32 protein-coding genes are annotated in these 22,601 nt (G+C 60.4%); 23 read left to right on the forward strand and 9 right to left on the reverse strand.

What is annotated here, in order from left to right; translation table 11 throughout:
• Window positions 1-134: 134 nt before the first annotated feature.
• From GZH91_RS15090 to GZH91_RS15100, 3 genes are all read right to left on the reverse strand, one after another.
• Complete coding sequence (locus GZH91_RS15090; RefSeq protein WP_147070004.1) at window positions 135-407, reverse strand: DUF2442 domain-containing protein; 273 nt, start codon at window positions 405-407, stop codon at window positions 135-137.
• The gene (locus GZH91_RS15095) at window positions 379-624 is read right to left on the reverse strand and encodes a DUF4160 domain-containing protein (RefSeq protein WP_198415329.1); all 246 of its coding nucleotides are present in this window, start codon (window positions 622-624) and stop codon (window positions 379-381) included. Before GZH91_RS15095 ends, GZH91_RS15090 begins: the two co-directional genes overlap by 29 nt.
• Before the next feature lie 156 nt (window positions 625-780).
• Window positions 781-1,002 carry a helix-turn-helix transcriptional regulator gene (locus tag GZH91_RS15100; protein ID WP_147070002.1) on the reverse strand — a complete coding sequence of 74 codons (222 nt, stop codon included), beginning with the start codon at window positions 1,000-1,002 and terminating at the stop codon, window positions 781-783.
• A 152-nt stretch (window positions 1,003-1,154) separates the two neighbouring features.
• On the opposite strand from GZH91_RS15100, the gene GZH91_RS15105 reads away from it, so the two are divergent.
• Window positions 1,155-1,433 carry a BrnT family toxin gene (locus GZH91_RS15105; protein ID WP_147070001.1) on the forward strand — a complete coding sequence of 93 codons (279 nt, stop codon included), beginning with the start codon at window positions 1,155-1,157 and terminating at the stop codon, window positions 1,431-1,433.
• A gap of 1 nt (window position 1,434) precedes the next feature.
• Window positions 1,435-1,761: a hypothetical protein gene (locus tag GZH91_RS15110; RefSeq protein WP_198415330.1), complete on the forward strand. Its 327-nt coding sequence runs from the start codon at window positions 1,435-1,437 to the stop codon at window positions 1,759-1,761.
• Window positions 1,762-1,917: 156 nt separating this feature from the next.
• Here the strand turns inward: GZH91_RS15110 and GZH91_RS15115 are convergent, their stop codons facing one another.
• Entirely contained in the window at window positions 1,918-2,877 is a 960-nt protein-coding gene (locus tag GZH91_RS15115; RefSeq protein WP_161984131.1) for an IS5 family transposase, read from the reverse strand.
• A gap of 403 nt (window positions 2,878-3,280) precedes the next feature.
• Between GZH91_RS15115 and GZH91_RS15120 the strand changes: the two genes are divergently transcribed.
• Complete coding sequence (locus GZH91_RS15120) at window positions 3,281-3,943, forward strand: prepilin-type N-terminal cleavage/methylation domain-containing protein (RefSeq protein WP_147073038.1); 663 nt, start codon at window positions 3,281-3,283, stop codon at window positions 3,941-3,943.
• A 135-nt stretch (window positions 3,944-4,078) separates the two neighbouring features.
• Here GZH91_RS15120 and GZH91_RS15125 read toward each other — a convergent pair whose 3' ends face one another.
• Window positions 4,079-6,049 (reverse strand): monovalent cation:proton antiporter-2 (CPA2) family protein, encoded by a 1,971-nt coding sequence (locus GZH91_RS15125; protein ID WP_147073032.1) that lies wholly within the window; start codon window positions 6,047-6,049, stop codon window positions 4,079-4,081.
• 100 nt (window positions 6,050-6,149) lie between these two features.
• On the opposite strand from GZH91_RS15125, the gene GZH91_RS15130 reads away from it, so the two are divergent.
• The 14 genes from GZH91_RS15130 (at window position 6,150) to GZH91_RS15195 (ending at window position 15,838) form a co-directional block, all read left to right on the forward strand.
• Window positions 6,150-7,145: a KpsF/GutQ family sugar-phosphate isomerase gene (locus GZH91_RS15130; protein WP_147073031.1), complete on the forward strand. Its 996-nt coding sequence runs from the start codon at window positions 6,150-6,152 to the stop codon at window positions 7,143-7,145.
• Between the two features lie 16 nt (window positions 7,146-7,161).
• Window positions 7,162-7,686 carry a KdsC family phosphatase gene (locus tag GZH91_RS15135; protein WP_147073029.1) on the forward strand — a complete coding sequence of 175 codons (525 nt, stop codon included), beginning with the start codon at window positions 7,162-7,164 and terminating at the stop codon, window positions 7,684-7,686.
• Window positions 7,683-8,255, forward strand: a complete 573-nt coding sequence (lptC, locus tag GZH91_RS15140; RefSeq protein WP_147073027.1) for an LPS export ABC transporter periplasmic protein LptC — start codon at window positions 7,683-7,685, stop codon at window positions 8,253-8,255. Before GZH91_RS15135 ends, lptC begins: the two co-directional genes overlap by 4 nt.
• Entirely contained in the window at window positions 8,239-8,844 is a 606-nt protein-coding gene (gene lptA, locus GZH91_RS15145; protein WP_147073026.1) for a lipopolysaccharide transport periplasmic protein LptA, read from the forward strand. Before lptC ends, lptA begins: the two co-directional genes overlap by 17 nt.
• Entirely contained in the window at window positions 8,841-9,563 is a 723-nt protein-coding gene (gene lptB, locus GZH91_RS15150; protein ID WP_147073024.1) for an LPS export ABC transporter ATP-binding protein, read from the forward strand. The genes lptA and lptB overlap by 4 nt, the downstream gene beginning before the upstream one ends.
• 83 nt (window positions 9,564-9,646) lie before the next feature.
• Entirely contained in the window at window positions 9,647-11,086 is a 1,440-nt protein-coding gene (locus GZH91_RS15155; protein WP_147073022.1) for an RNA polymerase factor sigma-54, read from the forward strand.
• 18 nt (window positions 11,087-11,104) lie between these two features.
• The gene (hpf, locus tag GZH91_RS15160) at window positions 11,105-11,440 is read left to right on the forward strand and encodes a ribosome hibernation-promoting factor, HPF/YfiA family (protein ID WP_147073020.1); all 336 of its coding nucleotides are present in this window, start codon (window positions 11,105-11,107) and stop codon (window positions 11,438-11,440) included.
• A 10-nt stretch (window positions 11,441-11,450) separates the two neighbouring features.
• Entirely contained in the window at window positions 11,451-11,906 is a 456-nt protein-coding gene (gene ptsN / locus GZH91_RS15165) for a PTS IIA-like nitrogen regulatory protein PtsN (protein WP_147073018.1), read from the forward strand.
• Window positions 11,906-12,850: an HPr(Ser) kinase/phosphatase gene (hprK, locus tag GZH91_RS15170; RefSeq protein ID WP_147073016.1), complete on the forward strand. Its 945-nt coding sequence runs from the start codon at window positions 11,906-11,908 to the stop codon at window positions 12,848-12,850. The genes ptsN and hprK overlap by 1 nt, the downstream gene beginning before the upstream one ends.
• Window positions 12,850-13,683 carry an RNase adapter RapZ gene (gene rapZ, locus GZH91_RS15175; RefSeq protein WP_147073014.1) on the forward strand — a complete coding sequence of 278 codons (834 nt, stop codon included), beginning with the start codon at window positions 12,850-12,852 and terminating at the stop codon, window positions 13,681-13,683. The genes hprK and rapZ overlap by 1 nt, the downstream gene beginning before the upstream one ends.
• Window positions 13,680-14,054 carry a NusG domain II-containing protein gene (locus GZH91_RS15180; protein WP_198415331.1) on the forward strand — a complete coding sequence of 125 codons (375 nt, stop codon included), beginning with the start codon at window positions 13,680-13,682 and terminating at the stop codon, window positions 14,052-14,054. The genes rapZ and GZH91_RS15180 overlap by 4 nt, the downstream gene beginning before the upstream one ends.
• Window positions 14,035-14,577, forward strand: coding sequence for a Gx transporter family protein (locus GZH91_RS15185; RefSeq protein ID WP_147073012.1), 543 nt, complete (start codon window positions 14,035-14,037; stop codon window positions 14,575-14,577). The genes GZH91_RS15180 and GZH91_RS15185 overlap by 20 nt, the downstream gene beginning before the upstream one ends.
• On the forward strand, window positions 14,574-15,200 hold the full coding sequence (locus tag GZH91_RS15190; protein ID WP_147073010.1) for a flavin prenyltransferase UbiX: 627 nt from the start codon (window positions 14,574-14,576) through the stop codon (window positions 15,198-15,200). The genes GZH91_RS15185 and GZH91_RS15190 overlap by 4 nt, the downstream gene beginning before the upstream one ends.
• A 47-nt stretch (window positions 15,201-15,247) precedes the next feature.
• Window positions 15,248-15,838, forward strand: a complete 591-nt coding sequence (locus GZH91_RS15195) for an LON peptidase substrate-binding domain-containing protein (protein ID WP_198415332.1) — start codon at window positions 15,248-15,250, stop codon at window positions 15,836-15,838.
• Between the two features lie 130 nt (window positions 15,839-15,968).
• Here the strand turns inward: GZH91_RS15195 and GZH91_RS15200 are convergent, their stop codons facing one another.
• From GZH91_RS15200 to secB, 3 genes are read right to left on the reverse strand one after another with little or no spacing between them, the layout of a single operon-like run.
• On the reverse strand, window positions 15,969-16,961 hold the full coding sequence (locus GZH91_RS15200) for an NAD(P)H-dependent glycerol-3-phosphate dehydrogenase (RefSeq protein WP_147073007.1): 993 nt from the start codon (window positions 16,959-16,961) through the stop codon (window positions 15,969-15,971).
• The gene (locus tag GZH91_RS15205) at window positions 16,958-17,398 is read right to left on the reverse strand and encodes an SH3 domain-containing protein (protein WP_147073006.1); all 441 of its coding nucleotides are present in this window, start codon (window positions 17,396-17,398) and stop codon (window positions 16,958-16,960) included. Before GZH91_RS15205 ends, GZH91_RS15200 begins: the two co-directional genes overlap by 4 nt.
• Window positions 17,399-17,400: 2 nt before the next feature.
• Entirely contained in the window at window positions 17,401-17,856 is a 456-nt protein-coding gene (secB, locus tag GZH91_RS15210) for a protein-export chaperone SecB (RefSeq protein ID WP_147073004.1), read from the reverse strand.
• Between the two features lie 213 nt (window positions 17,857-18,069).
• On the opposite strand from secB, the gene GZH91_RS18455 reads away from it, so the two are divergent.
• Genes GZH91_RS18455 through GZH91_RS18460 form a run of 3 tightly spaced genes read left to right on the forward strand, consistent with a single transcriptional unit; the run spans window position 18,070 to window position 18,442 of the window.
• Entirely contained in the window at window positions 18,070-18,231 is a 162-nt protein-coding gene (locus GZH91_RS18455; RefSeq protein ID WP_147073002.1) for a BrnT family toxin, read from the forward strand.
• Complete coding sequence (locus GZH91_RS18175; protein WP_223264553.1) at window positions 18,215-18,310, forward strand: CopG family antitoxin; 96 nt, start codon at window positions 18,215-18,217, stop codon at window positions 18,308-18,310. The genes GZH91_RS18455 and GZH91_RS18175 overlap by 17 nt, the downstream gene beginning before the upstream one ends.
• 15 nt (window positions 18,311-18,325) lie before the next feature.
• Entirely contained in the window at window positions 18,326-18,442 is a 117-nt protein-coding gene (locus tag GZH91_RS18460) for a CopG family antitoxin (protein WP_371860364.1), read from the forward strand.
• Between the two features lie 59 nt (window positions 18,443-18,501).
• Here GZH91_RS18460 and GZH91_RS15225 read toward each other — a convergent pair whose 3' ends face one another.
• Window positions 18,502-20,670: a UvrD-helicase domain-containing protein gene (locus GZH91_RS15225; RefSeq protein WP_147073000.1), complete on the reverse strand. Its 2,169-nt coding sequence runs from the start codon at window positions 20,668-20,670 to the stop codon at window positions 18,502-18,504.
• Window positions 20,671-20,826: 156 nt separating this feature from the next.
• Between GZH91_RS15225 and GZH91_RS15230 the strand changes: the two genes are divergently transcribed.
• The 3 genes from GZH91_RS15230 to GZH91_RS15240 are packed head-to-tail and all read left to right on the forward strand — an operon-like array spanning window position 20,827 to window position 22,566.
• Window positions 20,827-21,210: a rhodanese-like domain-containing protein gene (locus GZH91_RS15230; RefSeq protein WP_147072998.1), complete on the forward strand. Its 384-nt coding sequence runs from the start codon at window positions 20,827-20,829 to the stop codon at window positions 21,208-21,210.
• Between the two features lies 1 nt (window position 21,211).
• Complete coding sequence (locus GZH91_RS15235) at window positions 21,212-21,463, forward strand: MoaD/ThiS family protein (protein WP_161984294.1); 252 nt, start codon at window positions 21,212-21,214, stop codon at window positions 21,461-21,463.
• A 20-nt stretch (window positions 21,464-21,483) separates the two neighbouring features.
• A complete protein-coding gene (locus tag GZH91_RS15240) occupies window positions 21,484-22,566 on the forward strand; it encodes a COX15/CtaA family protein (RefSeq protein WP_223264552.1) in 1,083 nt (360 codons plus the stop codon).
• Window positions 22,567-22,601: the final 35 nt, after the last annotated feature.

Genomic DNA, 22,601 nt, shown 5'->3' on the forward strand with positions numbered 1-22,601 from the left:
CTTCCTGTGAACCCCATGTTCTCTGTGGCTAACTAATTTTTTCAGGCTATGCCTGATTGTTCCGACCCCGTTCTCGCATGCCGGCAGTATCGCGGGGTGAGACATTCGGCACAATGCCCTTCGGTTATTGCGCCCTATCCGGGCTGGAATGATGGGTTGGGTTTGGAAATCAATGGGAACAAAGCCGGATCGCGGATAGACTCAAGCGCAAGGTCAACGTCAAGCATTGGCCAGTAAAGGTGATTGGGAGATGGACGCTCGATCGTGGCGATTTGCTCAACCGTGGCTTGCTTGAACCACGGAAACTCTGCATACGAGACAAACAGCTCTTCATTGTCCAAGAGCAGCCAGAAACCCTTACTTGAGACCAAGGAAACCTCAATCTCCGAAGCGGATACGCCAAGCATGGGCAATCTCCTCGTGGTGTGCATGAACCAAAGCCAAGGCCTCATTGATCTGTTTCTGGGAAAGACCCTGGTTCAAGGCCAATTCAATTTTCGGCTCCAACCAAAACTTGGCCTCGCCGTCAGTGTGAGTGGCATGAACATGCATCCGCGTCTCTTCGCGTGAAAAAAGAAAAAACGAAATGCTCCTTGAGGAAAAATAGTAGGCGCCATGCGTCAAGTGTAGCAACCCTCCTATGCGGATGTGCGGATGCCCAATGTCTGAATTATGGGGCGTAGAGCGCGTAGGGCGCAATAACCAAAGGGCATGAAATCAGGCATGCCGGCAGTATCACGGGGAGATGCATGCGGCGCAATGCCCGCTGGTTATTGCGCCCTACCGGGCTGCGGGATGGCATTTGGGGGCGCGGGCAAGAACCTTTGCGCGCTCGACGCCGAGATTAACCCGGCCGTTCTCAATAGCGGAAATGGTGGCTTGAGGAATTCCCGTGAGTTCGGAGAGCTGACTTTGGCTCAGTTCCTGGAGTTCGCGCAGGATACGGACGGACTCACCGACAGAAACTTCCACTCGTTTCCTGGCAGGACGATAATTCTTCATATCAGGGCCTCCGGTAATCACCGGACCCAACGAGACTGTAGAAAAAGTATCATCCCCGCATCGACTCATCAACGCAGACAGACGCGGTGACTGGTAAAGAACGTTGTTAGGCCTATTGATGCCATAAGGCACACAGGTGTAAGATTCTCCGCATGAAACCTGTGAACTGGAGCACCGATAAAAATATCCGCCTCAAGGCTGAGCGCGGCGTATCTTTTGAGGAAGTTGTGTCGGCCATGTCGAATGGCGGCCTGCTTGTCGTGCTGGATCATCCGAACACAGTTCAATATCCGAACCAACACATGTTTGTAGTTCGTATTCGTGGCTACGCCTATCTGGTGCCGTTTGTGGAGACGAAGCATGAGGTCTTCCTGAAAACGATCATCCCGAGCCGAAAAGCCACTCGTATCTATCTTGATGAGGAGCGTTGAAATGGACAAAGAAAGTAAACTCGAGGAAGAAATTCTGGCCTCTTTTGAGAGAGGAGAATGGCAGCCTTCTCCAAAAGGCAAAAGTGAAATTGCACGTTTTGCGGCAATGGCTTCTGCGTCTCTGGCAAAAGACAAGCGAGTCAACATTCGCATCTCCTCCCGAGACCTTGAGGATATTCAAGCAAAGGCCGCAGAAGAAGCGATTCCTTATCAAACACTGATGGCCAGCGTCCTTCACAAATACGTCACAGGGCGTCTTGTCGAACCGCAAACCGGCCCAACCCCGCGTTCAACAAGCGAAACGCGCCAAAAGCGGCGTGTCCCTTAAGGATGCTCTGAACAACCCCGCCCGAAGTACAGCAGCAGGCCATCCTGTTTCAAATCGTAGAATGGGTGCCGTGAAACGCACAAACAATACTGTTTCCGACGCTGTTTTGGACGTTTTTCGCCCCGTTTAGGGCTTTTGCCCGGTTTTCAGGCGCACTCATCCCTGAGTCTCGATCAACTTGCTTCGTACCATCCACAAGTTGGACAGCGCAAACAGCGTGACAAGCTGCGCTGTGTTCTTCTTGAGGCCGCGGTAGCGCACCTTCACGTAGCCAAACTGGCGCTTGATCACCCGGAACGGGTGCTCTACCTTGGCTCGAATGCCGGCCTTGAGTTTCTCGACCTGGTCAATCAGCGCGTCTGTGGGTTTGTCCTTGTCCAGCGCACGGCGCTTGCCCGGGCGCATGGCCACGTGCCAGGTGACGCGGGCTTGGGCATTCGGGCGTTTGTCTGCGCCCTGGTAGCCTGCGTCGGCAAAGACATCCGTCTCCAGGCCCTGCAACAGGTCGTTGCCTTCGGTCACGTCGTTCACATGCGCGGCAGTGCCGCGCACGGTGTGCACCAGCCCGGACTCGGCATCGGCGCCAATGTGGGCTTTCATGCCGAAGTACCACTGCCGGCCCTTCTGGGTGGAGTGCATTTCGGGGTCGCGTGCCTTGTCGGCGTTCTTGGTGGAGGTGGGCGCTGCAATCAGGGTGGCGTCTACCACAGTGCCCGCTTTGAGCAGCAGGCCACGCTGGATCAGCAGTTCGTTGATGGTGGATAGAATGCGGTCTGCGAGCTGGTGCTTTTCCAGCCGATGGCGGAAACGCAGGATGGTGCTCTCGTCGGGCAGGCGGGCGTAGTCTTCAAGCCGGGCAAATTCGCGGTATAGAGGGATGTCGAAGAAGGCTTCTTCCATGCCCGGGTCGGACAAGGTGAACCATTGCTGCATGAAGTGGATGCGCAACATGGTTTCCAGAGAAAACGGCGGGCGGCCATTGGTGCCTTTGGGATAGTACGGGGCAATCAGCCCGACCAGCGCTGCCCAGGGCACGACTTGTTCCATCTGCTCCAGAAACTCGCGCTTGCGGGTCTTCTTGAGGCTCAGGTTGATATCCAGTGTGGTTTGTTTCATAGGCTCAATATTGCCATACTTGCCTTGAACAATGCGCTCTGGGTGGGGGAGTTTTGCAGAGTTTCCTTAGATTCTGAGCTATACACGTTGTGCATGCACACTGCTTCCAGCAGTCGGTGGCACACGCATTCTATCACCGCAAACCTTATCGGCATGACTTCTGGATGACTGCGTACAGCAGGGGAATGGGCAGGACGGATGCGTTAAATTTTTGACAATTTTTCGCCATCCCTGTCGAGAACTCGGCAATCGCACTCATCCATACGGAGCCACTCTTAAAATTACAAATAAATACTATTTCAAAACAGCCTGTTAAAAACATCTTGTTAGTCAAAATATGGCGTGATTCTTGCGCGAAAAATTATCACCCATCATATAGCCGGGATATATACCAATGAAAAATCTGCAAAAACAGAACGGATTCACGCTGATCGAGATTGCCATCGTGCTGGTGATCATCGGCCTTCTGCTGGGCGGTGTGCTGAAGGGTCAGGAACTGATCAACAGCGCCAGGGTGAAGAACCTCGCCACCGACTTCAGGAACATCCCGGTGTACATCTACGGCTATCAGGACAAGTTCAGGGCGCTGCCAGGGGATGATCAGAATGCGGCCAGCCATGTGGGTGGAACTGTTTCATCCTCCGGTAAGACAGGCAATGGTGTAATTGATGGTAAATGGGATTCCACAACCGCAACCGATGAAACCCAGTTGTTTTGGCAACATGTTCGCCTTGCTGGCTTAGCTGCGGGAGTAACGAATGCCGCTGATTATTTGCCAACCAATTCTGTGGGAGGGGTGATCGGCATTACTAACGGTGGTGTCGATAACCCTGATCCGGCGCCCCCAGCCACTAGAATATCTGGTACTTACATCATTTGCTCGGCTGGTATATTGGGAAAATATGCCAAGCAACTGGATATCCAGATGGACAACGGTGATCCTGTCTCTGGATCAATGCGGGCATATAATAATACTACCGTAAGGCCATCCACACTTAGCGCGCCAACTTTGGTGTCCGGTGCGCTGGATGATGCCACTTCATATACCGTCTGCATGGGTGTCTAACAAAACTCCGGCGTGACCCAAGCCCGCTTCGGCGGCTTTTTATTGCAGTCTCTCGCAGAAGTGCGCATAAATTTTACCCCCACAACGCATTCCTCCGTGTTCCCCGTGGCTAAATGCTTTTCCAGACTTACTTAGTCACCCCTGCAACAAGCGTATTTCCGCCGCCGCCAGATTCTCGGGTATTCCGCGCAGCACCAGCACATCGCCCGCCAGCACTTGCGTTTCCGGCTGCGGATCGAGGCCGCGAATATTGCGGCGGCGCACGACGATGACTTCCACACCCAGTTCCAGCACGCCGGTTTCGGCCAGGGTTTTGCCGGCCGCCGCTGCCTGCTCGGTAATCAGCACCGACAGCAGGCGCGGCTGGGCGGTTTCCGACAGCTCTGCTTCTTCGTCGGTCGCGCCGCGGAAGAATCCGCGCAACAGGCCATAGCGCTGTTCGCGTACGCCGCGCAGTTTTTTCAGCACGCGGGTAAGCGGCACGCCGAGCAGCAGCAAGGCGTGGGAAGCCAGCATCAGCGAGCCTTCCAGCACCTCCGGCACCACTTCTGCGGCGCCCGCCTGTTTCAGCGCATTCAGGTCGGTGTCGTCCACGGTGCGCACGATCACCGGCAGGTCGGGACGCAGCTCCTGCACCACGGCAAGGATTTTCATCGCTCCCGGCAGATTGGCGAAGGTGACCACCAGCGCACGCGCACGATTCAGCCCGACGGCCTTGAGCACTTCGCGCCGCGCCGCATCGCCGAACACCACGTTCTCGCCCGCTGCGGCGGCCGCCTTGACGCGGGTGGTATCCACGTCCAGCGCAATGTAGGGGATATCTTCGGATTCCAGCAGGCGCGCCAGACTTTGCCCGCTGCGGCCATAGCCGCAAATGATCAGGTGCGCGTCGGCAGCAAAACTTTTCACTGCGATGTCGTGCAGTTCCCTGGCACGGCCTGCCCATTCGCCGCCGCACAAGCGCCGGGTAATCGCGTCGGTATACTGAATCACTACGGGTGCGATCATCATCGACAGCACCATCGCGGCCAGCACGATTTGCAGGGCGGTGCCCTGAATCAGGTTCAGGCTGCCCGCCTGCGCCAGCAGCACGAATCCGAATTCACCGCCCTGCGCCAGGCCCAGTGCGGTGCGCATGGCCACCGGCGCTTCGTTGCCGAGCATGCGCCCCAGCCCCCATACCAGCGCCGCCTTGAGCAACACCAGCGCGGCCAGCACCAGTACCACCCAGCCCAGATGCACCCACACTGCGTGCAGGTCGAGCAGCATGCCGATGGTGACAAAAAACAGCCCCAGCAGCACGTCGCGGAACGGCTTGATGTCGTCCTCCACCTGATAGCGGAACTCGGTTTCGGAGATCAGCATGCCCGCCAGAAACGCCCCCAGCGCCAGCGACAATCCGGCCTGGTCGGTGAGATAGGCCAGCCCCAGGGTGATGAGCAGCACGTTGAGCATGAACAGCTCGGAGGATTTGTGGCCGGCCACCATGCTGAACCACGGGCGCATCAGCTTTTGCCCGACGACCAACAGCAGGAACAGCACTACGGCAGCCTTGGCACCAGCCCAGCCGAGGTCCACCCACAGGTTTTCGCTGCCCGCCGCCAGGGTGGGAATCAGGATCAGCAGCGGCACCACCGCCAGATCCTGGAACAGCAGCACGGCTATCATCTGGCGGCCATGCTGGGATTGCAGCTCCAGCCGCTCCGCCAGCATCTTGCTGACAATGGCGGTGGACGACATCGCCAGCGCACCGCCCAGCGCAAACCCGGCTGCCCATGGCAGACCGGCGCCCCAGGCCACTGCCATCACCAGCAAAATAGACGCCACCACCTGCGCGCCGCCAAAACCGAATACCGTGGTGCGGATGGCCTTGAGCTTGGGCAGGCTGAACTCCAGGCCGATGCTGAACATCATGAATACCACGCCGAATTCGGCCAGGTGGCGCGTGTCCTGGCTATCGGGTATCCAGCCGAAGGCGTGCGGGCTCACCAGGATGCCTACCAGAAGATAGCCGAGCATGGACGGCAGGCGTAACGCGCGAAACAGCGCCGAAACAATCACGGCAGCAGCAAGGAGGATCAGGACAAAACCAAGTGTGGTGTGCATGCTCCGAAGGGTAAGGGCTACGCGCAGCTACCGCAATAGCAGGGGCGTCTTGTATACTCCCCAAGTATCCGAAACGCAGCCCAAAAACACGACGACCGCCATGCCCGACACCTCCCCGCCCACATTCGACCAGGACGCCGCCCTGACGCTGGCACGCCGCGTACTCAGCATCGAGGCCAGCGCCGTGGAAGCCCTGCGCGATCGTCTGGACGCCAGCTTCACTGCAGCGATGACGCTGATTCTGGCATGCCGGGGCCGCGTGGTGGTGAGCGGCATGGGCAAGTCCGGGCACGTCGGCAACAAGATTGCCGCCACCCTGGCCAGTACCGGCACCCCGGCGTTTTTCGTGCACCCCGGCGAAGCCAGCCATGGCGATCTGGGCATGATTACCCATGACGACGTATGCATCGCGCTGTCCAATTCCGGCGAGAGCGCCGAACTCACCAGCATCGTGCCGCTCATCAAACGGCGCGGCGCCCGGCTCATTTCCATGACCGGCAACCCCAACTCCACCCTGGCGCGCGAAGCCGACGTGCACCTCGACGCCAGCGTGGCGCAGGAGGCCTGCCCACTCAACCTCGCCCCCACCGCCAGCACCACCGCGGCACTGGCGCTGGGCGACGCGCTGGCGGTCGCGCTGCTGCAGGCGCGCGGCTTCGGCGCTGACGACTTCGCGCGCACCCATCCCGGCGGTTCGCTGGGGCGCAAGCTGCTGGTGCATGTGCGCGACGTGATGCACGCGGGAGAAGCGCTGCCGCATGTGGCCGCCAGCGCATTGCTACCCGAAGCGCTGCTGGAAATGACGCGCAAGGGGCTGGGCATGACCGCGGTGGAAGACGAGCACGGCCGGCTGATCGGCATCTTCACCGACGGCGACCTGCGCCGCGTGCTGGAAAAAGCCATCGACATCCGCATCACACCCATACACCAGGTGATGACCGCCAACCCGCGCAGCATCGGTGCCGACGCACTGGCAGTTGCCGCCGTGGAAAAAATGCAAAGCCACAACATCAACGGCATGCTGGTGGTGGATGCCGACAACCGGCTCATCGGCGCACTCAACATGCTCGACCTGCTGCGCGCCGGCGTGGTTTGAGGTGGGGTCAAGCACGATGGAAAACGCACACCAGCGCGCCCGGGCAATCAAGCTGGTCATCTTCGACGTGGACGGGGTGATGACCGATGGCAGCCTGTTTTTTGACGATGACGGGCGGGAATACAAAGCCTTCAACTCGCTCGACGGCCACGGCCTGAAAATGCTCAAAAGTACCGGCGTGGAGACGGCCATCATCACCGGGCGCAGTTCGCAAGTGGTGACACACCGTGCGCACAACCTGGGCATCGGCCATGTTTATCAAGGCGTGGACAACAAACTGGAAGCCTACCTGCACCTGCTGGAAAAGCTCGGCCTGTCCGCTGCACAAACCGCCTATATGGGTGACGACGTGATTGACCTGCCGGTGCTGATCCGCTGCGGTCTTGCCATCTCGGTGCCGGCAGCACCTGCCGTGGTCAAGCAGCATGCACACTTCACCACCACCCTGGACGGCGGCAGCGGCGCGGTGCGCGAAGCCTGCGAATTCATCATGCAGGCACAGGATACTTACGCAAAAGTCATCGCCCATTATCTGCAATGAATTACCGCGCTGCTTTCTGGTTCCCCATCGGCCTGCTTGCGGCGCTCGCGGGTCTCTCGCTGTGGCTGCAATACGCGGTGCAGGCACCCAGTACCGGCGGGCCAGGCGGCAGCAAACACATCGCCGATTACATCGTGGAGAATTTCCATGCCACGCGTACCGATATCACCGGGAAAACGGAAAATACCCTGAGCGCGCACAAGACCCAGCATTTTCTCGACGACGACACCACCGAGCTGGAAGCGCCCGACTTTACCGCATTCGACAAGCAGGGCGGCAGCGTGAATATCCGCTCCGCGCGTGGCTACGTATCCAGCAAGGGCGACGTCATCATCTTTACCGGGAAAGTGGTGCTGGTGCGCGACCTGCACGATGCGCAAGGCCCGCTCACCCTGACGACGGACTACCTCAAAGTCATCCCGAAACAGCACCTGATGCTCACCAATCGTCCCGCCCTGATACAGGGCAAAAACATCGTAATCCATGCCGGCGCCCTGCAAATGAATAGCCAAACCCGCGAACTGCTGCTCACCCATCACGTCAAAACCCACTATGAACCCAACCATTAAACCCCGGCTGGCAGCCCTGTTGCTGCTGTTTCCGCTGCTCCTGGCGGGCGCACCCGTGCTGGCTGAAAAGGCCGACCGCAGCAAGCCAGTCAATATAGAGGCAGACAGCGTCACCGTGGACGACCTGCACAAGGTCAGCATTTATCTCGGCAATGTGGTGCTGGTGCAGGGCACCATGACCTTGCATGCCGACAAGATCGAGGTGCATCAGGACGCGGCGGGCTTCAACAGTGCCACCGCCTATGGCAACCCGGTCAGCTTTCGCCAGAAGCGCGACGGCGTGGATGAATACATCGAAGGCTTTGCCAAGCGCATGCAATACGACGGCAAACCGGGGACGCTGCAGCTGTTTGACGACGCCCGTCTCAAGCGCGGCGCGGACGAATTGCGCGGCAGCTATATCTCCTATAATGCCAACACGGAATTTTTTGAGGTCAAAGGCGGCAACAATACGGCCACCTCTCCGGCTGGCCGCAAAGGCAGGGTAAGCGCGGTGATCCAGCCGAAACCGGCCAAACCGGGCCAGGCAGCGCCCACTGCACCGCCCCTGCCACCCAAACCGATCAACGGCGTACCGAAGACCCCATGAGCGAACTCAAGGCAGAACACCTCAGAAAGAGTTACCAGTCGCGCCTGGTAGTCAAGGATGTATCACTGGAAGTGCGTAGCGGCGAAGTCGTCGGCCTGCTCGGTCCCAACGGCGCAGGCAAGACCACCTGTTTTTACATGATCGTCGGCCTGGTGCGGCTGGATGCCGGGCACATCAGTCTGGATAGCAATAATCTGGGAACCATGCCCATCCACCGCCGTGCAGCACTGGGCCTGAGCTATCTGCCGCAGGAGGCTTCCATTTTCCGCAAGCTTACGGTAGCGGAAAACATCCGCGCCATCCTCGAGCTCAAGGACTATGGCGAAGCGGACATCAACACCCATCTCGACAATCTGCTCGAAGACCTGCACGTCACCCATCTGCGCGACGCCTCCGCCATCAGCCTGTCCGGGGGGGAACGGCGGCGCGTGGAAATCGCTCGCGCGCTGGCGATGAATCCACGCTTCATCCTGCTCGACGAGCCGTTCGCGGGGATTGATCCGATTGCCGTGCTGGACATCCAGAAGCTGATCCGGTTTCTGACCGAACGTGACATCGGCGTACTGATCACCGACCACAACGTACGCGAGACCCTGGGCATCTGCGACCGCGCCTACATTATTAACGAAGGCACGGTGATGGCCGCTGGCAAGCCGGAGGAAATCATTTACAATGAAAACGTAAGGAAGGTTTATCTGGGCGAACATTTCCGCCTGTAATTTTTACGTCCTCAAGTAAACAGCAACTGTTCCGTAGATAATCTCATCGCGCGCATAGCAAGCTTGGGACCTGGCACCCAAACATGAAACACAGTTTACAACTCAAGCTCTCACAGCATCTCACGTTGACGCCGCAACTGCAGCAGTCCATCCGGCTGTTGCAGTTGTCCACGCTTGAGTTGAACCAGGAACTGGAGCAGATACTCCAGGACAACCCGTTGCTGGAACGCGTGGACAATCTGGATGACGGCGAGACTCACATCAATGGCAGCGACCCCGAGCTGCGCAGCGAAGCGCCCACCGAAACCAGCAGCGTGGCCGATAGCTCCCCGGAGCCAGAGGCACGCGAACTGGCCGACATCGACTGGGAAAGCGAAGGCAGCTACGGCTCGCCCGACGATGACGACGAAGACCGCGAGTATCAGCAACCCTCCACCGAGACCACTTCGCTGCGCGATCATCTGGTCTGGCAGCTTAATCTCACCCCGCTGTCGGAGCGCGACAAGCGTCTGGTTCTGCTGTTGATCGATGCGCTGGACGAAGGCGGCTACCTGTCGCAAAGCCTGCAGGACATCGTGGAAATGTTGCCGCCGGAGCTGGAAATCGAGCTCGACGACTTGCAGATCGCGCTCAAACATTTGCAAAATCTGGAACCCACCGGCGTCGGCGCGCGCAATCTGTCCGAATGCCTCACCCTCCAGCTGCTGGCGCTGCCAGCGGATACCCCCCATCGCGATTGTGCACTGACCATAGCGGGCACCCATTTGAGTGAGTTGGCGACGCGCGATTACATTGGGCTCAAACGCAAACTGCACTGCGATGATGACGAACTGCGCAATGCACGTGACCTGATTACCCACCTCAACCCCAAGCCGGGTGCCGGTTTTGGCGAATCCGATACGCGCTACATCGTGCCGGATGTCATCGTGAAAAAAGTCAAGGGCCTGTGGGTGGCAAGCCTCAACCCTGACGCCATGCCCAAGCTGCGCATCAACCGCATGTACGCCGACATCCTGTCGCGCAACCGCGACAGCGGCCACCAGCACCTGGCCAGCCAGATGCAGGAAGCCAAATGGCTGATCAAGAACGTCATGCAGCGTTTTGAAACCATTCTCAAGGTGTCGCAAAGCATTATTGACCGCCAGCGCCATTTCTTCGAGCACGGCGAGGTGGCCATGCGCCCGCTGGTGCTGCGCGAGATTGCCGAGACCGTGGAACTGCACGAATCCACCATTTCGCGCGTCACCACGCAAAAATTCATGATGACGCCGCGCGGCATTTATGAACTTAAATACTTTTTCGGCAGTCACGTCAGTACGGAGACGGGTGGCGCCTGTTCGGCAACTGCCATCCGCGCACTCATCAAACAACTGGTAGCCGCAGAAAACAGCAAGAAACCCCTATCTGACGGGCAGATTGCAGACCTGCTTGGCCAGCAAGGCATCGTGGTGGCACGCCGCACCATCGCCAAATACCGGGAATCCCTGCAAATATCGCCCGCCAGTCAGCGCAAGTCGCTCTAACCGCAAGAAAGGAACAACATGAACCTCACCATCACCGGCCACCATCTGGAAATCACCCCCGCCATTCGCAGCTATATCGTATCCAAAATGGATCGGGTCAAACGCCATTTCGACCACGTCATCGACATCAACGTCATCATGACCGTGGAAAAACTCAAACACATCGTGGAAGCCAACGTACACCTGCGCGGCAAGGATATTTTCGTGCAGGCTGAAGATGCCGACATGTACGCCGCGATTGACGGCCTCACCGACAAACTCGACCGTCAGGTGGTCAAACACAAGGAAAAACACGGCAATGTGCACCAGGCACAAGGTGCCGTCAAACATCAGGCTGCGGACACGTCCGAATAAACGCGACAACATGAACCTGATTGTCCCGCTGCTGCCACCGGCCCATATCCTGCTGGATGTGGAAGTCAGCAGCAAAAAACGCCTGTTCGAATATGTGGCGGAACTGTTTGAAACACGCATTGCGCTGTCGCATGACACGGTTTTCGACAGCCTGCTGGCCCGCGAAAAACTCGGCTCAACTGCACTCGGCCATGGCATCGCCATCCCGCATGGCCGTATCAAGGGTCTCAAACAGGCCAATGGCGCGCTGCTGCGCCTGCGCACAGCGATTGCGTTTGACGCCCCCGACAACGCTCCGGTCGCGCTGCTGTTCATCCTGCTGGTACCCGTGCAAGCCACCGACCAGCATTTGCAAATCCTCGGCGAACTGGCACAGATGTTCAGTGATAAACGCCTGCGCGAAGCCTTGATCAGCGCACCGGATGCAGCGGCTGTGCACGCCCTGATCGCTGCCTGGAGCGCCTGATGACCACCTCGATTCCGGTCAGCCGGATGTATGAGGCAATGCGCCAGACGCTGGAACTCAACTGGGTATCCGGCAAACAGGGGGGCAGCAAGCAACTGGCTGGCGACACCGTGCAGAAACCATCGCTGGCACTGGTGGGCCATCTCAATTTCGTCCACCCCAACCGCGTGCAGGTACTGGGTTGCGCGGAGATGGACTACCTGCGCAGTCTCGGCAATGAGGCCATGGCCCAGGCCATCCGCAGCCTGTTTTCCACCGAGCTGGCCGCGGTAATCGTGGCCAATGGCGAGCCGGTGCCGGCGGATCTGCTGGCGGCTTCCGAAGCCAGCCAGACGCCGCTGTTCACCTCACCGCAGGCCAGCCCGCAGTTAATGTCGGTGCTGTCACACTACCTCACCCAGGTATTGGCTGAATCCGTCAGCGTGCACGGTGTAATGCTCGAAGTCATTGGCCTCGGCGTGATGATTACCGGCGACGCTGCGGTCGGCAAGAGCGAGCTGGCACTGGAGTTGATCACGCGCGGCCACCGCCTGATAGCGGACGACATGGTGGATATGTACAAGGTCGCACCCGAAACCCTGGAGACCCATTGCCCACCGCTGTTGCAGGATTTTCTGGAAGTGCGCGGCCTGGGTATCCTCAACATCCGCACCCTGTTCGGCGAAACCGCCGTCAAGCTGCAAAAGAACCTCAAGCTCATCGTGCACCTGAAGGCCCCGGAAGACGAGCCGCGTGAAGGCATTTCGCGGCTGGACATGCACGCATCGAGCGAAGTCATCCTCGGCGTGACCGTGCCCAAGGTGCGCATTCCGGTTGCCGCCGGACGCAACCTGGCAGTGCTGGTGGAAGTCGCTGCGCGCAATCACATTCTGCGCATGCGCGGCATCAACAGTGCCGAGCAGTTCATCGCCCGCCAGCAACAGTTCCTGGACGGAAACACCTGATGCGCCTTGTCCTGATCAGCGGCCTGTCCGGCTCCGGCAAAAGCATTGCGCTCAACGTGCTGGAGGACGCGGGTTATTATTGCATCGACAACCTGCCTGCCAACCTGTTGCCGGAAACCATACGCTTTCTGTCCGGGCATGGTTACGACAGGGCGGGTATCAGCGTGGATGCCCGTAGCGGCGAGTCGTTCCGCGAATTGCCCGGCCTGGTAACGGAATTACGCAAGCAGGTGGACTTGCGCCTGATTTTTCTGGAATCCAAAATCGAAACCCTGGTGCGGCGTTTTTCCGAAACGCGCCGCCGCCACCCGCTGAGCAGCGACGCGCGCTCGCTGCGCGAGGCCATCGTGCATGAGCGCGACCTGCTCGGCGACATTGCCGAACTCGGCCAGCGCATTGACACCAGCGACCTTTCCGCCAACAGCCTGCGCGCCTGGATCAAGGACATTATTGCGCTGGAAAACGCCGGGTTCACCCTGCTGTTCACTTCGTTCGGCTTCAAGCATGGCATCCCGCTCGACGCCGACCTGGTGTTCGACGTGCGCTGCCTGCCCAATCCGCACTACGATCTCAAACTGCGCCCGCAAACCGGGCGCGATGCCGATGTCATCGCCTTTCTCGATAGCGTTCCCGAAGTCGCCGACATGCTCGCCGACATTCGCGCCTACGTGGCCAAATGGCTGCCCTGCTACATCCGCGACAACCGCGCCTATCTCACCGTGGCCATTGGCTGCACCGGCGGCCAGCATCGTTCGGTGTATTTTGCCGAGCGCCTCGCCGCGCATTTTGTCGCCACCCGGCAAACCCTGGTACGCCATCGGGAGCTGGCGTGAAATATCATCACCTGTTGCGCCCCGGCGACTGGCTGGTGCTGGCAGCGGGCGGCATCACCGTAGCCGGCCTGGCGCTCACCTTCTGGTCTGGCGCGCCGGGGCAGCGCCTGGTCATCAAGCGCGGCGGGCAGCTGTTTCTGGAAACCTCCCTCAACTACCCGCGCACCGTCGATGTGCCCGGCCCGCTGGGCACCACGCGCGTCGAGATCGCCGACCACCGCGCGCGCGTATTGTCTGACCCCGGCCCGCGCCAGCTGTGCGTGCACCAGGGCTGGCTGAGCCGCGCAGGCCAGGCCGCCATCTGCCTGCCCAATCAGGTCAGTGTGGAAATCGCGGGGCGCGTAAAACGCTATGACAGTCTCAACTATTAGCCTCAAGGCCAGCCCGGAGGATCACCGCATCGCGCGCATGGCGGCGCTGGCGATCGGGCTGACCCTGATGGAAGCGGCGCTGCCCTCCCCGCTGCCCGGCGTCAAACCCGGACTGGCGAATATCGTCACGCTGCTGGTGCTCAAACAGCATGGCATGCGCACTGCTGCGTGGGTCTCTGCGTTGCGTGTGGTGGCTGGCAGCCTGCTGCTGGGCAGCTTCCTGACACCCGGATTTTTCCTCAGCGCGGGCGGTGCGATTGCCAGCCTGGCTCTGCTGTGGCTGGCACGACACCTGCCTGAACAACTGTTCGGTACGGTCAGCCTGAGCGTGCTCGCCGCCTTCGCGCACATCGCCGGGCAGCTGGGGATTGTTTATTTCTGGCTGATCCCCACGCCTGGCGTGCTCTACCTCACCCCGCTGTTTGGCACCGCCGCACTGGTGTTCGGCCTGGTCAACGGGCTGGCTGCGGCACACCTGCTGGCTGCTCCTCTCACTGCCACCGTCACTCAGGATTCCGCATGAACCCACCGCGCACCGTCACTCTTGCCTTGACCGGCGCCTCGGGCATGGCTTACGGCCTGCGTCTGCTGGAGTGCCTGCTGCAGGCGGATGTACAGGTATACCTGCTAGCTTCCAGCGCCGCGCATATCGTCGCCAAACAGGAGCTGGGCCTCACACTGCCCGCGCGCACTGCCGAACTGGAGGCGTTTCTCAGCCAGCGCTATCAGGCCAGACCCGGCCAGTTGCGCGCATTTGGCCGCGAGGAATGGTTTGCGCCGGTCGCCTCCGGCTCGAATCCGGCGCATGCCATGGTGGTGTGCCCGTGCACCATGGGCACGCTGGCGGCGATTGCACAGGGGCTGGCCGACAACCTCATCGGGCGCGCTGCCGACGTGGCCATCAAGGAGCAGCGCAAACTCATCCTGGTACCGCGCGAAACCCCTTACTCCGCGCTGCATCTGGAAAACATGCTGAAGCTGGCCCGGCTGGGCGCGGTCATCCTGCCGCCCAATCCCGGCTTCTACCACCATCCACGCCGTATCGAAGACCTGGTGGATTTCGTGGTGGCGCGTATCCTCGACCATCTCCATATCGCGCACGAACTGATGGCACGATGGGGAGACAGGAACGGTGATCCAGTGTGAATTGGCTCAAGAAAAGTCTGCCGCTGATATTTGATCGGATACACAACGTGCAAACACTGGAAATCCCCATCTTCACCCTGAATAGGGTGCTCTATCCTGACAGCCTGTTGCCGCTGAAAATCTTCGAACAGCGCTATATGGACATGGCCAAGGCCTGCATGAAAGACCAGTTGCCGTTTGGTGTGTGCCTGATCCGGAGCGGCGCGGAAGTCGGCTCGCCGGCTGCGCCCCATGCCGTCGGCACGCTTGCCCGGATCATCGACTGGGATATGCCGCAACTGGGGATATTGCATATTACCGCACGCGGCGGACAACGCTTCTTGATCGAGGATAGTGAGGCCGGTGCCAATGGCCTGGTGCATGCCCAGGCGCGCCTGATCACGCCGGAAACAGCGCAACCCGTGCCCTCCGAATATGCCCCCTGCCAGGACGTGCTACGCCACATTATCGAAGAACTGGGCGAATCACACTTTGCCCCATTGCAAATGGAGGATGCCGCCTGGGTCGGCTACCGGCTGGCCGAAGTCCTGCCGATCAGGCCCTCCGCCAGGCAGGATTTGCTGGAAATGAACGACAGCACGACGCGCCTGCAAATCCTGCTGGGGTTTCTCAAACGTCAGGGACTGGCAGAGAAATAAATGGGCGGATAGCAGGACCGGGCGTCGCGCAGCTGTCGCCATCCTATGAAATAACCCACGGCAGCCGGCCAGACCTCCGGAGCGCGCCATGCTTTCGACCTGGCTGCCATGACGCAGACAGTACACTCATTTACTGCGAGCTTTCTGCCTTGCGGTCGCGGTTCAGCAAATCCTCCACCACGGTGCGCGGCTGTACACCTTCGTAGAGTACCCGGCACACTGCGTGGGTAATGGGCATGTCGACGCCCAGCGTGGTGGCCAGCCTGTCCACTTCGCGTGCAGTAGTGACGCCTTCCGCTATGTGACCAAGGGCGCCCAGGATGGCTTCCAGGCTCTCGCCTGCGGCCAGGCGCAAGCCAAGCTGGCGGTTGCGTGACAGGTCGCCGGTACAGGTCAGGATCAGATCGCCCATGCCGGTGAGCCCCATGAAGGTTTCCATCCTGCCGCCCAGCGCCACACCGAGGCGGGTGATTTCGGCCACGCTGCGGGTAATCAGCGCAGCGCGGGCGTTATGGCCGAAATGCAGTCCATCGGAAATGCCGGCGGCGATGGCGATGACGTTTTTCAATGCGCCGCCCAGCTCCACGCCAATCACATCGTTGCTGGTATACACGCGCAAACGGCCGCCGTGCAGCGCGGCACCCGCTTCACGTAACGCAGCCGTGTCGCTTGCCGCCAGGGTGAGCGCAGCCGGCAGCCCGGCGGCGACTTCCTGAGCAAAGCTGGGACCGGATAACACGCCGCGCGCCACATAGTCGGGCAGCTCTTCCTGCGCCACCTGATGCGGCAGCTTCATGGTTCCCGCTTCAAAACCTTTACATACCCAGATCACCGGCACGCGATTATTGAGTGCAGCCAGTTGCTTCAGCACGCTGCGAAATGCACCGCTGGGCGTTGCAACCAGAATGAGTTCGGCGTGTGCCACAATGCCAGGCAGGTCGGCACTCAGGGCGAGATGGTCAGGCAGCGTCACGCCGGGCAGGTAGCGCGGATTGCTGCGTGCTGCATTCATGCTGGCGATCTGATCGGCACCGCGTGCCCATAGCGTCACTGCATGGCGCGAGGCAAGCGTCACCGCCAGCGCGGTACCCCAGGCACCCGCGCCGAGGATGACGATATTCATGCGCCCCACACCTGACTGAGCCTGATGTAGCCGCTGCTGTTGTCGGGCAGGCGCACCCGCGCCCAGCCGCCCGGCAGGGTTTCCTGCCATTCCAGCAGCACGCCTTTTTCGACACGTGCGCTAATTGCGGCGCTGCCCTGTGCGGCGGCACGGATCTCACCCTGCGCGGCAGTCACCACCAGCATACGTTTGTCAGCCAGCCTGGCAGCCTCCACCCAGGCCAGCGCGCCGCTGCTGTCGCGCACTTTCAGCCAGTTGTCCACGCTCACCACCACTTCCACCGGATAGCCGCGCCCGATGACAAACAGCCGCTTGGCCAGGGTGGAGGGCGCGTCGTACAGGATCGCTGCCGGTGCGGCAACCGAGCGATAGTCGAGCGCCTGCGCGGGCAGCGCAATCAGCGCAGACAGGGCCAGTAGCAGGCGCAGTGCTGTCATGTTCAGTTAAGCGGCGTGCCCGGAGCGGGTGCCTGCTGCTGTTGCATGTACATGGCTTCAAAGTTGACCGGATTGAGGATCACCGGCGGGAAGCCGGCGCGGCTCACCACGTCGGAGATGGTCTCGCGCAAATACGGGAACACGATATTCGGGCAGCCGATACCCAGCACTGTATCCATCTGGTCAGCGGGCACGTTTTCGATACGAAAAATCCCCGCCTGCGCGGCTTCCACCAGGAACATGGTCTTCTCGCCAAGCTTGGCGGTTATGGTGGTGGTGAGGATGACTTCGAATACACCCTCTCCCACGTTGCTGTGCTGCGTGGCAAGCTGCACGTCGATCTGCGGCGCTTCGCGCTCGAGGAAAATCTGCGGCGCATTGGGCACTTCGACCGACATGTCTTTGACGTAGAGTTTTTCGATCGCGAAAACGGCTTGTTGCTGGTCTTGCTCGCTCATTGTGATTCCCTGAAAGGTGGTAAAAGAAGCATTTTAACCCGGCTGGGCTGCATTTGTATGACGGCGTTGTGCGTGGCTTAAACTTGAAAAGTTAGGCCACGGTGAAGAACAAGGCAAAAGACAAAATCAAGAACCGTGGAATGCGCGGTTTGCTTTTTCCTTCCTACACCTTCCTGGCTTGCTTACTGATGTATATTTTCATCACATACAAAAATGCCTCAGGGTGAGTTCCGCTTTCACGCATTAGGCAAGACAGACGAAAGGCCAACGTTACATGTCACTTTCACTCTGCGTAATGATGGTGAGAAGATTCGCGTGATCTCGGCCAGAGACATGTACCGAGAGGAGCGTCCGATTTATGGGCAAACAGCTTAAAGTGGTTCCGCAGTTCATCTACGAAGCGGAAGAACAGGCCTTCTGGGAAAAACACGATTCCACAGATCATCTCGACTGAACGAAAGCCCAGCGCATTGTGCTGCCCAACCTGAGGCCCACGACAAAAACCATTTCCCTGCGACTTTCCCAGCATCGTCTGGGCTCGATCAAGGCCGCTGCCAACTCCCGTGATGTGCCCCCCAGTCGCTAATCAAAGCGTGCTTGCAGGAGAAGTTGCATAACCACTGATACTGGCGGTGCCCGTTAAATTCAGGCCGGTTCCAGCCTGGCATACTCCAGCGCCAGCCACTTCATTCCGTTCGCGCCGCCGAAGTTGATCTGCACCCGTGTGTCGTCGCCCTGCCCTTCCACGCTGACCACCACACCCACGCCGAACTTGGCGTGGCGCACGTTCATGCCGATGCGCCACGGCGAGGTGTTGCGCTGGCGCGTGGCTGAAGCCGGCGCTGCATCACCGTGGTAAGCGCTGGAGGCTGTGGCCATGCGCCTGGCGTTGACCAGTTTGAGCAAGGCGCTGGGCAGTTCGTCGAGGAAGCGCGACGGGATGCCGTAGCGTACCTGGCCGTGCAGCATGCGGCTTTGCGCATGGCTTAAATACAGCCGCCGGCGCGCGCGGGTGATGGCGACGTACATCAGGCGGCGTTCTTCCTCGATGCCGTCCTGCTCGTTCATGGATTGTTCGTGCGGGAACAGGCCCTCTTCCAGTCCGCCCAGGAACACGGCGTGGAATTCCAGCCCCTTGGCGGCGTGCACGGTCATCAGTTGCAGCGCGTCGCTGCCCGCGCCGGCCTGATGGTCGCCCGCTTCCAGCGCGGCGTGGGCGAGGAAGCTGGCCAGCGGCCCGCCCGCTTCGTCGAGCTCGGCCATGGCTTCCGGGTCGTTGGCGAAGACGGTGGCGGCGTTGATCAGTTCGTTCAGGTTTTCCAGCCGGTCGGCGCCCTCTTTTTCGGCCTGGTAATGCGCGGCCAGGCCGCTCATATGCAATACATGTTCGATGGCTTCGGGCAGCGGCAAGCCCTGCGTGGCGTCCTGCATGGCCTGCATCAAGGCGACGAAACCGGGCAAGCCTTTGGCGCTGTCCTTGCTGGCGGGGGCCTTGGCGCGGGCGGCCTGCCACAGGCTCGTCCCGCCGGCCTGGGCGGCGTCGGCCAACTGTTCCAGCGTGCGCGCGCCGATGCCGCGGGTGGGGAAATTGACCACACGGCTAAACGCGCCGTCGTCATCCGGATTGGCCAGCAGGCGCAAATAGGCCAGCGCGTGCTTGATCTCCTGGCGCTCGAAAAAGCGCAGCCCGCCGTACACGCGATACGCCACCCCGGCGCTGAACAGGGCGTGCTCCAGCACGCGCGATTGCGCGTTGGAACGGTACAGCAGCGCCATGTCCATCAGCGCCGTGCCTTCGCGCTGCAGCGCTTTCACTTCCTCGACGATGAAGCCGGCTTCTTCCTGGTCATTGTATGCCTCGTACACGCGGATCGGTTCGCCCTTGCCTTCTGCCGTCCACAGATTCTTGCCCAGGCGCGACTGGTTCTGTGTGATGAGCGCGTTGGCGGCATCGAGGATGTTGCCGTGACTGCGGTAGTTCTGCTCCAGCTTGATGACGTTGTCACCTGCGTAGTCGCGCTGGAATTCATTCATGTTACCGGTATGCGCGCCACGGAAGGCGTAGATCGACTGGTCGTCGTCACCCACCGCCATCAGCACCGATTGTGCCCCGGCGAACTGTTTCAGCCAGCGGTACTGCAGACGGTTGGTGTCCTGGAACTCGTCCACCAGGATATGGCGAAAGCGCTCCTGATAATGCGCGCGCAACGCGTCGTTGCGCGCCAGCAACTCGTAGGAACGCAGCAGCAGTTCCGGGAAATCGGCCACGCCCTCGCGGTTGCACTGCTCGTCGTAGGCGGCGTAAAACTCCACCAGGCGCCGCGTGTAGGGGTCGAACACCTCGACCTGCTGTGGACGCAGGCCGGCCTCCTTGTTGCCGCTGATAAAGTACTGCACCTTCTTCGGCTCGAATTTCTCGGTGTCCACGTTGAGCGCCTTGAGCAGGCGTTTGACGGCGGAGAGCTGATCGGCGCTATCCAGAATCTGGAACAACTGCGGCAGCCCGGCCTCGCGGTGATGGGTGCGCAGCAGGCGGTTGGACAGGCCGTGAAAGGTACCCACCCACATGCCGCGCGTGTTGATCGGCAACATCCCGGTCAACCGGGTCAGCATCTCCTTCGCCGCCTTGTTGGTGAAGGTCACCGCGAGGATGCCCAGCGGCGAGACTTGTCCGGTTTGAATCAGCCAGGCGATGCGCGTGGTGAGCACGCGCGTCTTGCCGCTGCCGGCCCCGGCCAGGATCAGCGCCGACTGGCCCGGCAGGGTGACGGCGGCAAGTTGCTCGGGGTTGAGCCCGTCGAGTAGGGAGGTCATGTTAAACTTTCAGATGGCAATTATTCTGGAAAATTCGCCACGCAGGGCAGAGAACACGGAGCGGACACCGGTTCGGGGAAGAATGTTTTCTCCGCGTTCTCTGTGCTCTCCGTGGCCAAAGCCGTTTCAGCTTCATTCAGTAACGAAGGATTATATATGCCCAGGCAACTCGGCTGTTTTATAAAAGAAGCGCGCAGTCATATCGAAGAGTGGGATGCAGAATCCGCCCATGAAAACCTGCAAGCCGGCGACGTGCTGGTGGTGGACGTGCGCGAAGCCGACGAATTCAAGCAAGGCCACGTGCAGGGCGCCATCAATATCCCGCGCGGCATTCTCGAAGGCGCTGCCGACCCCGGCTACAAGCACCGCGACCCGCGCCTGTGCAACGCCCGCGACAAAACCATCCTGCTCTACTGCCAGTCCGGCGGACGCTCGGCGATGGCGGCGTGGGTATTGAAGCAGATGGGCTATGCCCACGTCTATAATCTGGCGGGCGGACTGGAATGCTGGGAGGCCGAAGGCCTGGAACTGGAGACATAACATGCTGCACATTCTTTATTTCGGTCATCTGGTCGATGCGCTGGGCACCGCCTCTGAAGATTTCGAACTGCCGCAAACCCAAACCACCGTGGCGGGCTTGTGCGCCATCCTGGCCGAGCGTGGCGCCGTCTGGCATGAAGCACTGATCGGCAACAAATCGCTCAAAATCACCGTCAACAAACAGTTCGTCGATACGGACAACCTGCTCAAGGACGGTGACGAAGTCGCCTTTGTCGCTTTTATGGTAGGTTGAACATGGGCTCAGGCATGGGCATGGCATCGGATCTGCAATGGCTGCAACTGGCACTCACCGGACTCATGATTGCTGCGCTGCCGCTGAGTTACGCCTGGGTCAAGGGCCGCCGCAACCGCTACCGCCAGCTGGTGTGGCTGACCCTGTTCCTCACCTTCGATCTGATCCTGTTCGGCGGCTTCACCCGGCTCACCGACTCGGGCCTGGGTTGCCCCGACTGGCCGGGCTGCTACGGCACCGCCAATCCCTCCCTTGCCCATGCCAGCATCCACGCCGCCGAGGCGCTGATGCCGAGCGGGCCGGTCACCTGGGCCAAGGCCTGGATCGAGATGATTCATCGCTACCTGGCGATGATGGTGGGTGTGCTGATCATCGCGCTGATGGGGCTGGCCTGGTTCAAGCGGCGCGAGCTGCGCCAATCGCCGTGGCCGGCCACTGCGCTGTTGGTACTGGTGTGCGTGCAGGGCGCGTTCGGCGCGTGGACGGTCACGCTCAAACTGCAGCCGGTAATCGTTACCCTGCACCTGCTGCTGGGGCTGACCCTGCTGGGCGCGCTGGCCTGGCTGGCCGCGCGCAGCCAGCCGGCAGCTTCGCACGATGCCGCAGCCAGCCGGCTGAGGCCGTGGATCATGCTCGGCATCGTGTTGCTCGCAGTACAGATCGCGCTGGGCGGCTGGGTGAGCACCAACTATGCGGTACTCGCCTGCACCGACTTCCCGTTATGTAACGGCCAGCTGATCCCGACCATGGACTTCCGGCACGGCTTCACCCTGTGGCGCGCCCTCGGCAAAACCGCCAGCGGCGCACTGCTCAGTCACGACGCACTGGTTGCCATCCACTGGACGCACCGCGTGTTCGCCTTCGTCGTCATCGCCTACCTGGGCTGGCTCGGCCTGCGCGCCCGCCACAATCTGACGCTGTCCCGGCCCGCCCTCGTGCTGCTGGCGCTGATCGCCCTGCAATTCGCCAGCGGGCTATCCAACATCCTGCTGCAATGGCCGCTCCCCATCGCCGTCGTCCACAACGGCGGCGCAGCGGCGCTGCTGGTGACGCTGGTGTTCATGCTGGCGCGGAGCGGGTCGGATGCAAGCCGGCGGGCATAAGAGAACATCCAGGACGGCGCACGCCAGAAGAAGGC

It is taken from the genome of Sulfuriferula plumbiphila (genome assembly GCF_009938015.1).
Taxonomy (GTDB): Bacteria; Pseudomonadota; Gammaproteobacteria; order Burkholderiales; family Sulfuriferulaceae; genus Sulfuriferula; species Sulfuriferula plumbiphila.

What these genes read in the sequence shown, in the direction of transcription:
- GZH91_RS15090 (WP_147070004.1), bottom strand. Translation starts at nt 407, where the DNA reads ATGCTTGGCGTATCCGCTTCGGAGATTGAGGTTTCCTTGGTCTCAAGT.
- GZH91_RS15100 (WP_147070002.1), bottom strand. Translation starts at nt 1,002, where the DNA reads ATGAAGAATTATCGTCCTGCCAGGAAACGAGTGGAAGTTTCTGTCGGT.
- GZH91_RS15105 (WP_147070001.1), top strand. Translation starts at nt 1,155, where the DNA reads ATGAAACCTGTGAACTGGAGCACCGATAAAAATATCCGCCTCAAGGCT.
- GZH91_RS15110 (WP_198415330.1), top strand. Translation starts at nt 1,435, where the DNA reads ATGGACAAAGAAAGTAAACTCGAGGAAGAAATTCTGGCCTCTTTTGAG.
- GZH91_RS15115 (WP_161984131.1), bottom strand. Translation starts at nt 2,877, where the DNA reads ATGAAACAAACCACACTGGATATCAACCTGAGCCTCAAGAAGACCCGC.
- GZH91_RS15125 (WP_147073032.1), bottom strand. Translation starts at nt 6,049, where the DNA reads ATGCACACCACACTTGGTTTTGTCCTGATCCTCCTTGCTGCTGCCGTG.
- GZH91_RS15130 (WP_147073031.1), top strand. Translation starts at nt 6,150, where the DNA reads ATGCCCGACACCTCCCCGCCCACATTCGACCAGGACGCCGCCCTGACG.
- GZH91_RS15135 (WP_147073029.1), top strand. Translation starts at nt 7,162, where the DNA reads ATGGAAAACGCACACCAGCGCGCCCGGGCAATCAAGCTGGTCATCTTC.
- lptC (WP_147073027.1), top strand. Translation starts at nt 7,683, where the DNA reads ATGAATTACCGCGCTGCTTTCTGGTTCCCCATCGGCCTGCTTGCGGCG.
- lptA (WP_147073026.1), top strand. Translation starts at nt 8,239, where the DNA reads ATGAACCCAACCATTAAACCCCGGCTGGCAGCCCTGTTGCTGCTGTTT.
- lptB (WP_147073024.1), top strand. Translation starts at nt 8,841, where the DNA reads ATGAGCGAACTCAAGGCAGAACACCTCAGAAAGAGTTACCAGTCGCGC.
- GZH91_RS15155 (WP_147073022.1), top strand. Translation starts at nt 9,647, where the DNA reads ATGAAACACAGTTTACAACTCAAGCTCTCACAGCATCTCACGTTGACG.
- hpf (WP_147073020.1), top strand. Translation starts at nt 11,105, where the DNA reads ATGAACCTCACCATCACCGGCCACCATCTGGAAATCACCCCCGCCATT.
- ptsN (WP_147073018.1), top strand. Translation starts at nt 11,451, where the DNA reads ATGAACCTGATTGTCCCGCTGCTGCCACCGGCCCATATCCTGCTGGAT.
- hprK (WP_147073016.1), top strand. Translation starts at nt 11,906, where the DNA reads ATGACCACCTCGATTCCGGTCAGCCGGATGTATGAGGCAATGCGCCAG.
- rapZ (WP_147073014.1), top strand. Translation starts at nt 12,850, where the DNA reads ATGCGCCTTGTCCTGATCAGCGGCCTGTCCGGCTCCGGCAAAAGCATT.
- GZH91_RS15185 (WP_147073012.1), top strand. Translation starts at nt 14,035, where the DNA reads ATGACAGTCTCAACTATTAGCCTCAAGGCCAGCCCGGAGGATCACCGC.
- GZH91_RS15190 (WP_147073010.1), top strand. Translation starts at nt 14,574, where the DNA reads ATGAACCCACCGCGCACCGTCACTCTTGCCTTGACCGGCGCCTCGGGC.
- GZH91_RS15200 (WP_147073007.1), bottom strand. Translation starts at nt 16,961, where the DNA reads ATGAATATCGTCATCCTCGGCGCGGGTGCCTGGGGTACCGCGCTGGCG.
- GZH91_RS15205 (WP_147073006.1), bottom strand. Translation starts at nt 17,398, where the DNA reads ATGACAGCACTGCGCCTGCTACTGGCCCTGTCTGCGCTGATTGCGCTG.
- secB (WP_147073004.1), bottom strand. Translation starts at nt 17,856, where the DNA reads ATGAGCGAGCAAGACCAGCAACAAGCCGTTTTCGCGATCGAAAAACTC.
- GZH91_RS18455 (WP_147073002.1), top strand. Translation starts at nt 18,070, where the DNA reads ATGCCTCAGGGTGAGTTCCGCTTTCACGCATTAGGCAAGACAGACGAA.
- GZH91_RS18175 (WP_223264553.1), top strand. Translation starts at nt 18,215, where the DNA reads ATGGGCAAACAGCTTAAAGTGGTTCCGCAGTTCATCTACGAAGCGGAA.
- GZH91_RS15225 (WP_147073000.1), bottom strand. Translation starts at nt 20,670, where the DNA reads ATGACCTCCCTACTCGACGGGCTCAACCCCGAGCAACTTGCCGCCGTC.
- GZH91_RS15230 (WP_147072998.1), top strand. Translation starts at nt 20,827, where the DNA reads ATGCCCAGGCAACTCGGCTGTTTTATAAAAGAAGCGCGCAGTCATATC.
- GZH91_RS15235 (WP_161984294.1), top strand. Translation starts at nt 21,212, where the DNA reads ATGCTGCACATTCTTTATTTCGGTCATCTGGTCGATGCGCTGGGCACC.
- GZH91_RS15240 (WP_223264552.1), top strand. Translation starts at nt 21,484, where the DNA reads ATGGCATCGGATCTGCAATGGCTGCAACTGGCACTCACCGGACTCATG.